The 15,197-nt window shown below is 36.0% G+C and carries 13 protein-coding genes and 1 tRNA gene; 10 read left to right on the forward strand and 4 right to left on the reverse strand.

The window, feature by feature from the left end; all coding sequences use genetic code 11:
* The first annotated feature begins 327 nt into the window (after positions 1-327).
* From CRS_RS09725 to CRS_RS09735, 3 genes are all read left to right on the forward strand, one after another.
* A complete protein-coding gene (locus tag CRS_RS09725; protein WP_142723843.1) occupies positions 328-1,629 on the forward strand; it encodes a hypothetical protein in 1,302 nt (433 codons plus the stop codon).
* Positions 1,630-1,818: 189 nt separating this feature from the next.
* The gene (locus CRS_RS09730) at positions 1,819-2,364 is read left to right on the forward strand and encodes a hypothetical protein (protein ID WP_142723844.1); all 546 of its coding nucleotides are present in this window, start codon (positions 1,819-1,821) and stop codon (positions 2,362-2,364) included.
* Between the two features lie 231 nt (positions 2,365-2,595).
* Positions 2,596-3,621 carry a hypothetical protein gene (locus CRS_RS09735; protein WP_142723845.1) on the forward strand — a complete coding sequence of 342 codons (1,026 nt, stop codon included), beginning with the start codon at positions 2,596-2,598 and terminating at the stop codon, positions 3,619-3,621.
* A gap of 223 nt (positions 3,622-3,844) precedes the next feature.
* On the opposite strand, the gene CRS_RS09740 is transcribed toward CRS_RS09735, so the two are convergent.
* Positions 3,845-3,915 (reverse strand) — tRNA-Gln (locus CRS_RS09740).
* Positions 3,916-4,015: 100 nt separating this feature from the next.
* Here CRS_RS09740 and CRS_RS09745 point away from each other — a divergent pair.
* The 5 genes from CRS_RS09745 to CRS_RS09765 all read left to right on the forward strand — a co-directional run bounded on the left by CRS_RS09745 (position 4,016) and on the right by CRS_RS09765 (position 8,170).
* Entirely contained in the window at positions 4,016-5,038 is a 1,023-nt protein-coding gene (locus CRS_RS09745; RefSeq protein WP_142723846.1) for an AMP-binding protein, read from the forward strand.
* 36 nt (positions 5,039-5,074) lie between these two features.
* Positions 5,075-5,467, forward strand: coding sequence for an alternative ribosome rescue aminoacyl-tRNA hydrolase ArfB (gene arfB / locus CRS_RS09750; RefSeq protein ID WP_142723847.1), 393 nt, complete (start codon positions 5,075-5,077; stop codon positions 5,465-5,467).
* Positions 5,468-5,515: 48 nt separating this feature from the next.
* On the forward strand, positions 5,516-6,160 hold the full coding sequence (locus CRS_RS09755; protein WP_142723848.1) for a hypothetical protein: 645 nt from the start codon (positions 5,516-5,518) through the stop codon (positions 6,158-6,160).
* 298 nt (positions 6,161-6,458) lie between these two features.
* Positions 6,459-6,839, forward strand: a complete 381-nt coding sequence (locus CRS_RS09760; RefSeq protein WP_142723849.1) for a GreA/GreB family elongation factor — start codon at positions 6,459-6,461, stop codon at positions 6,837-6,839.
* A 356-nt stretch (positions 6,840-7,195) separates the two neighbouring features.
* Entirely contained in the window at positions 7,196-8,170 is a 975-nt protein-coding gene (locus tag CRS_RS09765) for a deoxyhypusine synthase family protein (RefSeq protein WP_142723850.1), read from the forward strand.
* A 337-nt stretch (positions 8,171-8,507) separates the two neighbouring features.
* Here CRS_RS09765 and CRS_RS24390 read toward each other — a convergent pair whose 3' ends face one another.
* Positions 8,508-8,654, reverse strand: coding sequence for a hypothetical protein (locus CRS_RS24390; RefSeq protein ID WP_172617030.1), 147 nt, complete (start codon positions 8,652-8,654; stop codon positions 8,508-8,510).
* A 77-nt stretch (positions 8,655-8,731) separates the two neighbouring features.
* On the opposite strand from CRS_RS24390, the gene CRS_RS09770 reads away from it, so the two are divergent.
* Positions 8,732-9,028, forward strand: coding sequence for an MGMT family protein (locus CRS_RS09770; RefSeq protein WP_142723851.1), 297 nt, complete (start codon positions 8,732-8,734; stop codon positions 9,026-9,028).
* 292 nt (positions 9,029-9,320) lie between these two features.
* On the opposite strand, the gene CRS_RS09775 is transcribed toward CRS_RS09770, so the two are convergent.
* Both CRS_RS09775 and htpG read right to left on the reverse strand, forming a co-directional pair.
* Entirely contained in the window at positions 9,321-9,713 is a 393-nt protein-coding gene (locus CRS_RS09775) for a helix-turn-helix transcriptional regulator (RefSeq protein ID WP_142723852.1), read from the reverse strand.
* Between the two features lie 410 nt (positions 9,714-10,123).
* The gene (gene htpG, locus CRS_RS09780; protein WP_142723993.1) at positions 10,124-12,016 is read right to left on the reverse strand and encodes a molecular chaperone HtpG; all 1,893 of its coding nucleotides are present in this window, start codon (positions 12,014-12,016) and stop codon (positions 10,124-10,126) included.
* Positions 12,017-12,165: 149 nt separating this feature from the next.
* Here htpG and CRS_RS09785 point away from each other — a divergent pair, with 149 nt between their 5' ends.
* On the forward strand, positions 12,166-15,060 hold the full coding sequence (locus CRS_RS09785; RefSeq protein ID WP_142723853.1) for a prolyl oligopeptidase family serine peptidase: 2,895 nt from the start codon (positions 12,166-12,168) through the stop codon (positions 15,058-15,060).
* Positions 15,061-15,197 lie beyond the last annotated feature (137 nt).

The raw sequence follows: 15,197 nt of genomic DNA on the forward strand, positions 1-15,197 counted from the left end.
CCTGCCTTTTCAATGGATAGAATCATTGAAGCCTTAGAATACTTATAATTTCCTTCTATATCCTCTGGATTGTGTCCACCAAAAATTAATAATTCACTTTTTTTGCTTACTTCAAAGTTACTTCATTTAATATTTAACTAACTGATATTTAATGTTTTATTAATTGAAGTGTCTTTGATGTAGAATTTTTTTTATTTGCAGACAGTAAGTTTGCATCATCTAATTCGAACGTTGAAAAATTTCAGGGCCGGCCATATTTTTCAGTACGATTCTAAATACACAAGAAAAAAAAAATTAAACATCAAACCTATTTTAAAACGTAAACAAATGAAAAAAATAATCATTTCATCAGGAGTGCTTTTCTCCCATTTAGTTTTCTCTCAGGTGGGTATAAATACTCCAAATCCTCAAGGTTCTTTTCATGTAGACGGAGCAAAAGATAACGTTTCAACAGGAGTGCCAACTATAGCTCAACAGTCTAATGATTTTACAGTGCTCAGTAACGGAAATGTCGGAGTAGGAACAGTAATCCCTACTAATAAGCTTGATATCCGCTCTACAACCAATGGTGCCCTGAAAATTGTTGATGGAACGCAGGGAAATGCCAAAGTTCTGACATCCGATGCGAATGGTGTGGCAACATGGAAAGACCTTCCTGTATCTGCAAATACGAATATTTATAATTCAAACGGAACACTTACAGGAAGCCGTACAGTAGCTCAGGGAACCAACTCTTTAGCCTTTACAAGTACTGCTACTGCAGGGACCAATCACTTTTCAGTGGATGGGAGTACATTTTCAGTAGATGCAGTTACCAATAGAGTGGGTATAGGGACAACAACTCCCAGGAATATGCTGGATTTAGGAACTGGTAACGGAAAGAAACTGGCATTATGGAACAGCACTGCAGGAGATGATTTTTACGGACTAGGAAATGCAGCCAATGTTTTACAATTATTTGCAGGTGCTCCTGAAGCAGGAGATCCATTAATGACTTTAAATAAAAATGGTAGAGTAGGAATTGGTACGACAGCTCCCACAAATGTACTGGATGTTCGTTCTGCAACCAGCGGTGCATTAAAAATTGTAGATGGAACACAGGGAGCCAATAAAATATTAACCTCAGATGCCAACGGTGTGGCAACATGGCAGAGAGCTGCGTCTAATGTTGCAGTAGGAACATTGGGCGGAGGATATGATGTTCCCTTTTCTCAATTTTCTGATTATAGATATACAGGCTCTTCCATTGCTTTACCTCCGGGAAGATGGATGGTTACCATTTCATTATTATTAATACCTCAGGGAACAATTACAGCAAGTGACTGGATGTTTGTAAGAAGTACTTTTTCAGAAGCAAATCTTACAACCATTGGACAAACCGGCACTCAGTCAGCAGATGTCATAAGGCCTACTTTAATGAGTTTTCAATTGGAAGGACCATTTAATGGTGGACAAAAATATAGTGTTGCTACGGGTACAGTACAAATTAATAATACATCCGGGACAACCAAAACATATAGATATATTGTAGGAAATACTCAGGCTAGTGGTACTGTGACGGGGGCCGGATTAGGTAAAGTGGGAGGAGTATGGTCTGAAAATGCGATTTATGCAGTTGCAGTTAATTAATAAAAGAAGAAGTATATCAGATTCAAGATATTTTACTTTTTATTGATCAGAAGGCATACAGTGCAATTATGCCATAGACTACTTTTTTTCAAAAACAGCTTGAAAAAAAGTAGTTTTTATTTGTCGTACTGTTTTTCCTGAGCAGAATAGACAAAAAGAATGTGACCCTATAAAAAAACAGAATATCAGATGAAAAAAAATATAGGATTATCAGATACAATACTTTGTATTAGCACCATCGCAATGCTTATATTTTTAGTTCCCCTGGTAGCGTCAATATTTTTTAATGCCAGTGAATCTTTGCTTTGTATTTCAATTTTTTTAATTCTTATTGAAATAGAATTTCTTTTTCTTGGCTTCATCCCGATTTGGAAACTGATAATTCTATTAATGAGAAATACCACGGATGGGCAGATTAGGTCCTCTTATTTTTTAGTAGCTCTTCCTTTTTTTCTCATAGGAGAGGGTGTGACAATATGGTCTGCATCAAATTTTTGCCAGGAAATAGCTACAGTTTTCTATGATTACAGTATTGGGATATTTACACATTATCATCAAGGAGAAGTCCCGGGTTGGACCACCTATAAGATGACCACTGATCGTGCAGAATTTACAGCCGAGATGATTTTGAGGTGCTTTTTCGCAGGATTATGGGGATTTTTGTTGGAATTTGGAATATTGATGATAGCAGTAGCATTCACTTTTATTATAAGAACAGATTTCCGAAAAATTTGAAAGCAGCATAAATTATAAAATCTTGAGTAGAACAGATAATGGCTGCAATATAGATTATTGAAAAACCAGAACTATGTTGTGAATATTAATTGTATTATATGTTATTTATGATAATTTAATATTACAATCACTTTAAAGGTGTAAATTTGATTAGTATATAAGTTTATTTGAATTAAAAATTTAAAGGCTTATTAAGCAAATACTCAAATTACACCATTTAAATCTTAAAAAATGAAAAAAAACTTAATCACTTTGACAATGGTATTCTTTTCTATCATTGTTTTATCACAGGTAGGGATAAGTACCCCTAATCCTCAAGGTACGTTTCATGTTGATGGAGCCAAAGATAATCCGGCAACAGGTCTTCCAACAGATGCTCAGCAAGCCAATGATCTCACAGTAACCTCCGCCGGAAGAGTAGGTATTGGCAATATCGCACCATCATCGAATCTTCACATAACCAATAGAGGAACAGCTACCGGGATTGGTGGTGGTGAAGCTACCAATACAGGATTACTGATAGAAAATCCTATAGCCAATAGTTCCATATTATCGATCTTGAGAACTACAGGCACTACAGGAATAAAACAGGCGGTAATGGGAATAAACCCCAATTTTAATGGAAATAACGGGGTATTTATTATTTCCCGGGCCCCTGGTGGAAGTGATCTGGCAATAGATTTAACCTTAGGTAATATAGGTGTTGCTACCAATACTCCAACCAATACTTTAGACGTTGCAGGAAGTACCAGAATAAGAACCATGGATGTGGCGGCCGGTGCTACCCTTATAACACCAGTATATTCAGATACAAATGGTGTTCTGAATAAAGCTGTTACTAATGTATACGGAACAGTTATTAACAATACCGTGAATGTAACAGCAGGAGCTACAGCTGCTTTGATTACGGGAATTCCAAATGCAGGAGTATATAAAGCGGCAGTTTCTGTTGGGAATGCCTGCGGAAGAACTACAATTGCCGAATATTATGTAACCAGCAATGCTTTTAATAATGCTTTTTCTATTAAAGGTATAGATGGTCTTCTCAATACAGATACTACTTCTAAAGGTCCTGTGTTTACAGAGGTAAACAGATTTACGACTTCAGTGGTGTGGTCTGGTGTACCCAATTGTGCAGGTGGAACGGGTTCAGCATTGAGTTATACGCTAACAATGCCTTCAGCAGATATAATCAATGTTACCAATAACGGAGATGTATCTTTAGATTACAGAATAATTCTTACAAGACTTTTTTAGTTTGAAAAAATTAATATAAAATAGGCTGCTTCATCATTGAGGCAGTCTTTTTCAAAAGTAAAAGATATGATAAAATTGATGAACAGACTATACGAAAATACTTGGCTATAAAAAATGCTGAGATGTAAATCCTGATTTTCAATATTAGCATCTGGCCTTAAAAAATATAGGCAATTCAAATTCTGGTAAAAAAACAAAAACCACCCTTAAAAAGGATGGTTTGTAGACCCACAGGGATTCGAACCCCAGATGACTGAACCAAAATCAGTAGTGTTACCGCTACACCATGGGTCTCTGTTTGTTTTAGTGGTGCAAATTTACAGCTTTTTTCTTTACTTACAAGAACTTTTTGATTTTTTTTTTAAATTTACTGTAGAATTTATTTACAGAAAACATGCTGATAGACTTCAAGAATCTCAATATTAATAAATTATCATTCCATACGGAATTTGAAAAAAAAGTGAAAACTTTTTTAGAAGAATGGTTTTCAGAAAAAACAGAGGTAAGTGTCCAGACTTCAGGCTCAACGGGAGTTCCCAAAATTTTTGATATTGAGAAACAGAAAATGATTAACTCAGCAGTGATGACCTGTAATTTTTTGGGGTTAAAAGAAGGAGATGTCGGATTGCTTTGTCTTCCTGTAGAATATATCTCAGGAAAAATGATGATCGTCCGTTCAATAGAAAGAAAATTAAAGCTAAGAATTGTTGACCCCTCTTTAAAACCAATGGAACATCTGAAAGAAGAAATAGATTTTTGTGCTATGACCCCGCTTCAGGTAGAAAATTCCCTGGATCAGCTTCATCTGATTAAAAATCTGATTATCGGAGGTGCAGCTGTTTCAGAAAGCCTGAAAAACAAAATTCTGCACATGAATCTTAGCAATTCCAACCGCATTTTTGAAACCTATGGAATGTCTGAAACCCTTTCCCATATTGGATTAAAACAACTGATGCCAAATCAGGAAGATTATTTCACAGTTTTTGAAAATGTAACCATTTCTTTGGACGATAGGGGATGTCTTAAAATTTTTGCCCCTAATGTAAATGCTGAAGAACTGCAGACCAATGATTTAGTCGATATTAAGAATGAAAAGCAATTTAAATTTCTAGGAAGAATTGATAATGTGATCAATTCAGGTGGAGCAAAAATTTTCCCTGAGGCTCTGGAGGCCCTGGTAAAAAAAGTTCTCCCGAACGAAGCGGTATTTATGGGGCTGCCGGATGAGAGTTTGGGTCAGAAATTGATATTGATTATTGAAGGAAAGGAATCTGATGAGATTAAAAGAAAAATTTCAGAAATCCCGTTTGAGAAAAATTTCCACAGACCAAAAGAAATTATTTTCATCAATGAAATCCCACGAACACCTAATGGGAAAATAAACAGGCTGGAACTGTATAAATGTATAAATCCCTAACGTAGGCTATTGGCCATATATCCAAATACTAAAAAAATGAAAGACTTTTCAAAAGAACTCAGTTTCAAAACGTCCCGCAGCAGTGGAGCAGGAGGACAGAATGTCAATAAAGTGGAAACTGCTGTAACTGTACTTTGGAAAGTGGATTCTTCAGATTTTTTTAATGAAGATGAAAAAATATTGATTCAGAATAAACTGAAAAACAGAATGAATGCAGATGGCTTTTTATTCCTGACAGTTTCTGAAAGCAGAACCCAGCTGATGAATAAAAATAAAGCCATTGAAAAAATAACTGAAATCGTAAACAAAGCCCTCATTATTCCTAAAAAGAGAACCGCTACCAAGCCCTCAAAAGCCCAGAAACAAAAAAGGCTGGATAGTAAGAAAAAACTTTCTGATAAAAAGGAAAACAGACGATTCAGGTTTTAAGGTGTTTTTTCCGCGGAAAACCCTATTTTTGCCGGAAACTTTAAAACCATGATAAAAAAACTAATTCTATTGGGAACTATTTCGAGTTCTTTATTTTCTTTTGCACAGGAAAAAATAACCATCATACCAGCCGTAGGATATGCATGGAGAGTCGCTAAAACAGCACCTGAGCTTTCCATTGCAGAAAAAAATTACGTTAAAGGATTGAAAAACGGTATTCATTTTGAAATTGCTGCTTATTATAATGTAAAAAATATCGGAATTGGTGCTAAATTTTCCAATTACAATGCTTCCAGCAGTGGGGTATTGAGTGGATACAATATGAATGGACAGATGGTTACAGCTTCTGTAAGTACCAAAGACAATATTACATTCTTTGGCCCTTCCGTTATGTTCTCCAACTACACCCAATCTACGAAGCATAAAATTGTTGCTGATGTATCTCTAGGAGTGATTACCTATACTACAAAAACAGAAGCCGTAAAAGGGACGGGCTCCAACCTTGGCCTGGAACTGGGGGCAGCATATCAATATGCAGTTTCAAAAAACTTTATGATAGGTCCTAAGTTGGGAATTACTGCAGGAACTTTGAACAAGATAAAAGTGAACGGGCAGACAGTTGATCTTGGAAAGGATCAGAAAGAAGGACTGACAAGAGTTTCTTTGAGCGCAGCTGCTACATTCCGTTTTTAAATGCTATCTTTACGGGAATTATAAACATCTCATTAATAATGGCGGCAACAATTTCTTTATCAGCAGAAAGCAGACAGTCAGGATTGTTGCTGTCATTACTTTATCTTCACACAGGTTCTTTTCTGAAAAGTTCCAAGGACTTTATCAATTAAGCCCTGTCAGGATCCAAGACAGGGAATTATTCCGGATTTTTATGTATAGTTTTTGCGGTTTTCTATAGAAGGGGGCTGTAATATGCCTGGATTCTACATTGGATCATCAAGGGATAACTGCATTTAAATTTTTTAAATTAAAGGAAATGTCCAATCATATTATTGTAACCACAGGAATTTATGATGCCATAAAAGATACACTCAGAAGAAAAAAAGTGAGCATCGAAGAAGAAAAAAGATTGACCGAAGAACTTAGAAAGGCAAAACAGGTGCTGAGAAGAGATCTTCCTCCAGACATTGTAACAGTGGGCAGAAAAGTAACATTAAAAGACCATACCCTGGATTTTGAACATGAATACATTTTCGTAGCCTCCACCAAAGAAAAGCTTAAAAAAAACAAACTTTCCATCCTGTCGGATATTGCACTTGCGGTAGTAGGATATAAAGTAGGAGATGTTATCAACTGGCCTTTCAGAGATGGAGAAAGAAAAATAGAAATCCTGAAAGTGGAAGCCTGGGAAGGATAATCCTTGCTGAATAATATTAAGTTGAATGATAGTGAAAGCGTAGCTTATTTAAGCTGCGCTTTTTTATAGAGTTAATGTCGGAAAACGCAAAGACGCAAGCTTTTTATATACTATGTGCTTAAGGCGCAAAGATTTTATCTCTGATATGAAGCTATATACTTACCCTTGATGAACATCTTTGATTTTCTTGCGCCTGAGATACCCGCAATGTTTGGGAGCTCTTTACATGTTTGAGTTTCCCGATAGAACAGCTTTAGTATTTAACAAATGATAAAAAAAGACTCCTGTATCATACTTTCTTCAAGTGCGTTGACGGCATTCCGTTTTTAAGTTTTATCTTTGCAAAAATTAAAAAAATGAGCAAACCAATTTCTGAATTTATAGAGAAATATTACCTGCACTTCAATGCAGCTGCATTGGTGGATGCATCTAAAGGGTATGTTGCCCATCTTAAAGATGGCGGGAAAATGATGATCACTTTAGCTGGAGCAATGTCTACTGCTGAATTGGGTAAAATTCTTGCAGAAATGATCCGTCAGGGAAAAGTGGATTTTATTTCTTGTACAGGGGCTAACCTTGAAGAAGATTTAATGAACCTTGTAGCTCACTCTCACTATGAAAGAGTTCCTCATTACAGAGATCTGACTGCTCAGGATGAGTGGGATCTTTTGGAAAGAGGTCTGAATAGAGTTACAGATACATGTATTCCTGAAGAAGAAGCATTCAGAAGATTACAGAAACATATTGTGGAGATCTGGAAAGATGCAGAAGCTAAAGGAGAAAGGTATTTCCCACACGAATTCATGTACAAAATGATCCTTTCAGGAGTACTGGAACAGTATTATGAAATCCCAAGAGAAAATTCATGGATGATCGCTGCTGCAGAAGCAAACTTACCAATCGTGGTTCCGGGATGGGAAGATTCTACAATGGGTAACATCTTCGCTTCTTACTGTATCAAAGGAGAGCTTAAACCTACTACAATGAAATCAGGTATTGAATATATGACTTACCTTGCTGACTGGTATACAAAAAACTCAGGCGGAAAAGGAGTTGGATTCTTCCAGATTGGTGGAGGTATTGCCGGAGATTTCCCCATCTGTGTAGTACCCATGTTGTATCAGGATATGGAAATGCATGATATTCCTTTCTGGTCTTATTTCTGCCAGATCTCTGACTCTACAACATCATACGGTTCTTATTCAGGAGCTGTTCCAAATGAGAAAATCACTTGGGGTAAACTGGATATTACGACACCTAAATTTATCGTTGAAAGTGATGCAACGATCTGTGCACCATTGATGTTCTCTTATATCTTAGAAAACGCTTAAGAATATACATCTCAATAGAGATTACCCTATCAGCGCTTCAATTATCTGGAGCGCTTTTTTATTTTAGGATTTGGAAGCAGATTGGTTTTGAAAAAATAAAACTGTTTAAACCATTGAGAGAAATGGAGGCTGTAAGAATAATTAAGTTTCATCTTTGATGAAAATAAGATATGCAGCTAAATAAAAATAACTTAGCGATGCCCCTTAATACTCTTTAAAGCTTAAATAATCTTAACGGGTTAAAAAATGGTCCAATTTTATTGGAGATAAGATCCTTGCGTTCTTCAAAAACATAAAAACATTTATGAAAATCTGCCTGATCTCTGGGTCATAAAAATCAATCCAAAGAATTCACCAGCACAAAATATCTATATGCGAGAATTCCCTTCTCAATCTTAGTCAGATGATTGGGGTCTTTATTACTCAGTTTCGGAAGAACTTGTTTATTGATGGCATTCAGCAGCCTGAAAAATGATTTTTTCATATCTTTATCTTTTAATGAAACATCATTGAGCATAACACAGTTCAAAAATGATGCAAAAAAGAGAGTAAACAGATCATATGGATGAAATTTTCAAACAACAGGTATATGAAATAGCAAGGCTTATCCCCAAAGGAAGAGTGTCTACGTATGGTGCCATAGCAAAAGCTGTCGGCTATCCTAACCATTCCAGACATGTAGGGAAAGCAATGGGAGGATGTCCTGAAGATGTTCCTGCCCACCGCGTGATTTCAAGTTCAGGAGTATTATCTGTGCCGGAATTTCAGCCTAAGCTGGAAGCAGAAGGTATCACTGTGGAAAATCTTAGAATAAAAAATTTCAAAAAGCTGTTCTGGGATCCGCTGACAGAATTATGATTTGGGTGAAAATTTAATAACGAAGATTTTTTTAAGCAAAGTTTTCCTGTGCATCCGGTATATTTTTTAAGGGAGTAAAGCTGGAATCAATTTAATTCTTTCTAAGCGAACATATAATCACAAAGCTTCGTCAACGACAGGTTCGTAGTCCTTGACCTCTTAAAATACACCAATTGAATCCTTAAATGTTTTGCATCTGAAAAACACTCTGATCTGATTATAATAAAAAATGCCACCCTATAAACTAATAGGAGTGACATTAATATCTTTTTACAGTTTGTTTCAAACTGTATTATTTTTCTCTTTTTGGAAGACCTTTCAATTCCTCTTTAAGTCTTTCATTCTCTTCTCTCAATAGAGTAATATAGTTTTGTAGATTTTCTATGATGGCTCCCGGAATATTATCGTAATTATTCTGCGTGGTAATTACTCCTGCAGAATAGGATCTGTCATTAAATACAGGATGATCATTATTGATAACTATTGTAGCTTCCTCATCTTCGTAAATCTCTTCCAATGGGACATCCAGAAAATGAGCAATTTTGTCCCATTCATCTTTTACAATTCTTACATCACCGCTTTCTTTTCTGCTGTAATTAGATACATCTGTTGCGATAAAGTCAGCTACCTGCTGTTGAGTATAGCCTTTCTGTTTTCTGACGAGACGTAATTTTTCTTTTTGCATGACCTACATTTTATACAAAAATGGCAAAAAAGCATAATCTATACAACAGAAAACAGAAAAAATATGCTCATAATACTTAACAATTAAATAGATAAGCAGGAAAACATCATAATATTAATGTTTCTTGTAGTATTGTTGAATATTTTCAATGTTATAGGCTTGCCTAAAAGTTGACCACCAAAATCTATAAAAGCTTTACAATTAAACACTTTAGTGAACATAAGCAAGTTCAAAATAATTTAGTGTAAAAGTGCATATTAATAGAAAATTTTTTAATTCTCAAACGTTTAAATATTTTTCTTACCCATATGATATTACAGGGTAAAACCTTAAATGGACAACATCTTTTATGACTTTTGTGTTAAAAAAAATAAAAAAGACTGCTTCAAAATGAAACAGTCTTTCGTGTATTATTTTTCAAGTTGCTTATAGCTTTTCTGTATAAAATCTGTAAGATCTTTTCCTTTCAGTAAGTTTTGGGAAAGCTTGGCAAGATCCAGAGCATATTTGATCAAATTCTCTTTCTCTTCAGCATTCTCAGTTTTTAAGATCTGATTAGAGAGTTCACTGTTCGAGTTTACCACAAGATTGTACATCTCAGGGAAACCTCCCATTCCGAACATGCCACCTCCGCCTGTAGCCTGCATTTCCTTCATTCTTCTCATGAATTCGGGCTGGGTAATGGTAAACGGAGCATCATTGCTGTCAAGATCTTCAAGCTGCACTGTAAACTTAGAATCCTGAATAGCTTCTTCTACATTCTTTTTCAAAGCCTCTTTTTCCGTTTCATTTAGTTTTGAAATTACCGGTTCGTCTTTTTTGATCAGATTGTTTACATGATCTGCATCTACTCTCGCAAATGAGATGTTTTCCTTTGAAGTTTCCAGTTTCTGAATAACATGTGAAATAATCGGTGAATCCAATAAAAGAACTTCATATCCTTTATCCTTCGCTGACTGGATATAGCTGTGTTGTTCATCGGCATTGGTAGCATACAATACAATCAGTTTGCCATCCTTGTCAGTTTGCATGGGTTTGATTTTTTCAACCAATTCATCCCAAAGGAAGTACTTACCGTCTGTTGTAGGATATAAGGTGAATTTATCTGCTTTTTCAGCAAATTTCTCTTCTGTCACAATTCCGTACTCGATGACTACTTTAATATCATTCCATTTTTTCTCGTAATCTTCACGGTTTTCATTGATTAAAGAAGCCATTTTGTCGGCCACTTTTTTTGTGATATAAGAAGAAATTTTCTTCACAGCACCATCCGCCTGAAGATAAGAACGGGAAACGTTTAATGGAATATCCGGAGAATCAATGACTCCTCTCAGAAGCATCAGGAAGTCAGGAACAATTCCTTTTACTTCATCTGTTACGAATACCTGATTCTGATACAGTTGAATTTTATCCTTATCAATATTCAAATTGTTGCTCAGTTTGGGAAAGAACAGAATTCCTGTAAGATTGAAAGGATAATCAACATTCAGGTGGATGTTGAATAATGGTTCCTCAAACTGCATTGGATACAGCTCATGATAGAACTTCATGTAATCTTCATTGGTCAGTTCACTTGGAGCAATTGTCCATGCCGGTACCGGATTGTTGATGATATTATCTACTTCCTCTGTTTCAGCTACAGCATCCTCTGGAGCTCCTTCAGGTAAAGGAAGTGTATGTGTTTTAGTCCCGAATTTAATTGGAACAGGCATGAATTTGTTATACTTTAATAAAAGCTCACGGATTTTTCCTTCTTCTAAAAATTCTACAGAATCCTCAGCGATGTGAAGGATGATTTCCGTACCTCTGTCAGTTTTATCAGCAGTTTCTTCAAGGGTAAACTCAGGGCTTCCGTCACAGATCCAACGTACTGCCGGTTCATCTTTATAGGATTTTGTAAGAATTTCCACCTTTTCTGCCACCATGAATGCAGAGTAAAAACCAAGACCAAAATGTCCGATAATTCCGGCATCTTTCGCAGAATCTTTATATTTTTCCAAAAACTCTTCAGCTCCGGAGAAGGCAACCTGGTTGATATATTTTTCAACTTCTTCACCTGTCATTCCAATACCCTGATCAATGATATGTAAAGTTTTCTGGTCTTTATCAATCTTAACTTCAAGTTTTGGGTTCCCGTATTCCACTTTTGCTTCTCCGATGCTTGTTAAATGTTTTAATTTTAAAGTGGCATCAGTTGCATTGGAGATTAATTCTCTTAAGAATATTTCGTGGTCACTGTAAAGAAATTTTTTAATAAGCGGGAAAATATTTTCCACAGATACATTAATATTTCCTTTAGTCATCATATTTAGATTTTTAATTTTAAGATTCTTTCTCAAAAAAAATACCATGAAGAAGAATGTGACAGAATGGCATTTTTAAGTCTGAAACACACTCATCATGTAATTTGTCGGAGAAATATCTTATTTTTATTTCTTAAAATATTTTAAAAATGAAGTTGAAATGTACAGTGTTTATGCTGCTCATGATAACCTGTTGGGTTTATGGGCAGAAAAAGCCTTTGGACCATTCTGTTTACGACAGTTGGCAAAATTTAGGTACAAGAAAAATCTCAAATGATGGAAAATGGGTTGCCTATTCTGTAGATGCTCAGGAAGGAAATTCAACCCTTTCTTTATATTCTGTTAAAAATAAAGCCTCGAAGAAATTTGACAGAGCCACAAAACTGGATTTTACAAATGATTCCAGGTTTGCTGTTTTTCAGATCCGTCCGCAATATAAAGACATAAAGGCGGTAAAAGATAAAAAGCTTAAAAAAAATAAGTTAACGAAAGACAGTCTTGCCATTGTAGATTTTTTAAATGATAAAACAGAGAAGATTCCTAATGTAAAATCATTTAAAATTCCTGAAAAAGCAGGTTCTTATGTTGCTTATCTGCTGGAAAATCTAAAGGATAAATCCTCGGATGATGCTTCTGAAAAAGAAGATAGTGATGAAAGTAAGGATGAAGATAAAAATGTAAAACCATTGCAGCTGGTAGTAAGAAATCTTTTAGATGGGAAAATTACAGAATATGATAACGTAATCCGTTATGAGTTCAGTAAGAACGGGAAACAGCTGGTTTTTGTAACTAAAAAGCCAGACGAGAAAAAAGATAAAAAAGAAGGGAAAGACCCAGCAGATGAAAAGGCTGCTGACAAAAAAGATACAGACAAATCAAAGCCAAAGAAATATGCATTTCAAACGGTACAGGTAGTAGACCTGCAAACAGGGACTGTCAATAAGATTTCAGAGATGGAAGGTGATTTTTCACAATTGGCTTTTGATGAAGAAGGAAATCAATTGGCTTATGTAGGAACTCCTTCTGCACAGAATGATCTGGTGAAACTATATCAGCTGTATTACTTTAATTTTAAAGGAAATAAAAAAGAAATTATAACCAATGAAAATGCACAGATGAAGAAAAATTGGGTAATTTCTGAAAACAGACTGCCTTTGTTCAGTAAAAACGGGAAACAGCTGTATTTTGGGGTTGCTCCAAAGCCTGTCGCCAAAGATACTGCTATGATTGCAAACGATCATGCAGTGGTAGACATCTGGAATTATAAGGATGATTATCTGCAGACAGTACAGTTAAAGGAATTGAAAAATGATCTGAAAAAATCTTATGCTGCTGTAATGCAGACCGAAAAACCGGACATCTTCAGTAATATTGATGGGGAAGACCTGGATACTTTAAGATGGGTCAACGAGGGAAATGCTGAATTTACATTGGGGATTACCAGTATCAACAACCGAATTCCTTCACAATGGGAAGGTGCTACAAAGAAAACCTATTTCCTGATCGATAATAAAACGGGAGACAGAACCGAAATTATTAAAAATCTTAATGGAGCTGCTGCAGTATCTCCGCTTGGCCAATTTGTAGTGATTTTTGACAGGGAAAAAGGGCAGTGGCTGAGTTATAATGTAAAAACAAAACAAATGCTCCCGCTGAGTACAGGCTTACCTGTTTCCTTTGTGGATGAAGAATTTGATATGCCGGATTTTCCAAATTCTTATGGCATCGCATCATGGACAGATAAAGATGAATCTGTTATTATAAGAGACCGCTACGATCTATGGGAATTTTTTCTGAATGGTTCAAAAAAGCCAAGGAATGTCACGAATGGATTCGGACGCAAACATAAAATAACATTTGATACATACGATCTGGATAAGGATATTAAAAGTCTGAACCGAAAATCTTCTATCTATTTATCAGCATTTGATAATACATCTAAGGCCAATGGGATCTTCAAAACAACCATTCAGTCAGGTTCTGATCCTGTGAAAATTCAGATGGAAAATGTCTGGGGATACCGAAGTCTTCAAAAAGCAAAAAATGCAGAAGAATATATTTTAGTAAAAGAATCATACACAGATTCCCCCAATATTTTTGTGACATCTGATTTCTCAGAGCAGCAGAAGCTGAGCAATACCAATCCACAGCAAAGCCAATATAACTGGGGTACGGATGAGCTGGTACACTGGACAACACCAAAAGGGAATACTTCTACAGGAATTCTGTACAAACCGGAAGGTTTCGATCCAAATAAAAGATATCCGATGATTGTCTATTTCTATGAAAAGCTTTCGGACAATCTGAACCGTTATGTAGCACCGGCGCCAACCCCTTCAAGATTAAATATTTCTTATTTTGTGAGTAACGGATACCTGGTTTTCACTCCTGATATTTCTTATACAGATGGTTTCCCGGGAGAATCTGCAATGGAATACATTAATTCCGGAGTGGAAAAGCTCAAGCAAAATTCCTGGGTAGATGGTACTAAAATAGGAATTCAGGGGCAAAGCTGGGGAGGTTATCAGGTTGCCTATCTTATTGCTCATACCAATATGTATGCGGCTGCATGGAGTGGAGCTCCTGTTGTCAACATGACTTCCGCATATGGAGGAATCCGATGGACTTCAGGAATGAACAGACAGTTTCAGTACGAAAAATCACAGAGCAGACTAGGAAAGAATCTATGGGAAGCTCCGGATCTTTATATTAAAAACTCACCGCTTTTTACCATTAATCAGGTGAAAACTCCGGTAGTTATCATGAGTAATGATAAAGATGGAGCAGTGCCATGGTATCAGGGAATCGAAATGTTCACCGCATTACGCCGTCTCGGAAAGCCAGTATGGCTTCTGAATTATAATGGGGATGATCACAACTTGATGAAACGCCAGAACAGAAAAGATATTCAAATCCGCGAACAGCAGTTTTTTGATTATTACCTGAAGGGGGCTAAAGCTCCGGTCTGGATGACAAAAGGTATTCCGGCCACCCAAAAAGGAAAAGATTGGGGATTTGAGCTGACAGATGATAAACCTAATTAATAAAAACCCCGGGCGGAGCCAAAGGCTCCGCCCGGGGTTTTTATTAGAAAATACATCACAAAAGATAAACTGACACAATGGCATTTTTTTTATGATGAGCCTGTTGAGCACTTTTATTATATTTACCGCCAATTATA

The organism is Chryseobacterium sp. ON_d1 (assembly GCF_006829085.1).
GTDB lineage: Bacteria > Bacteroidota > Bacteroidia > Flavobacteriales > Weeksellaceae > Chryseobacterium.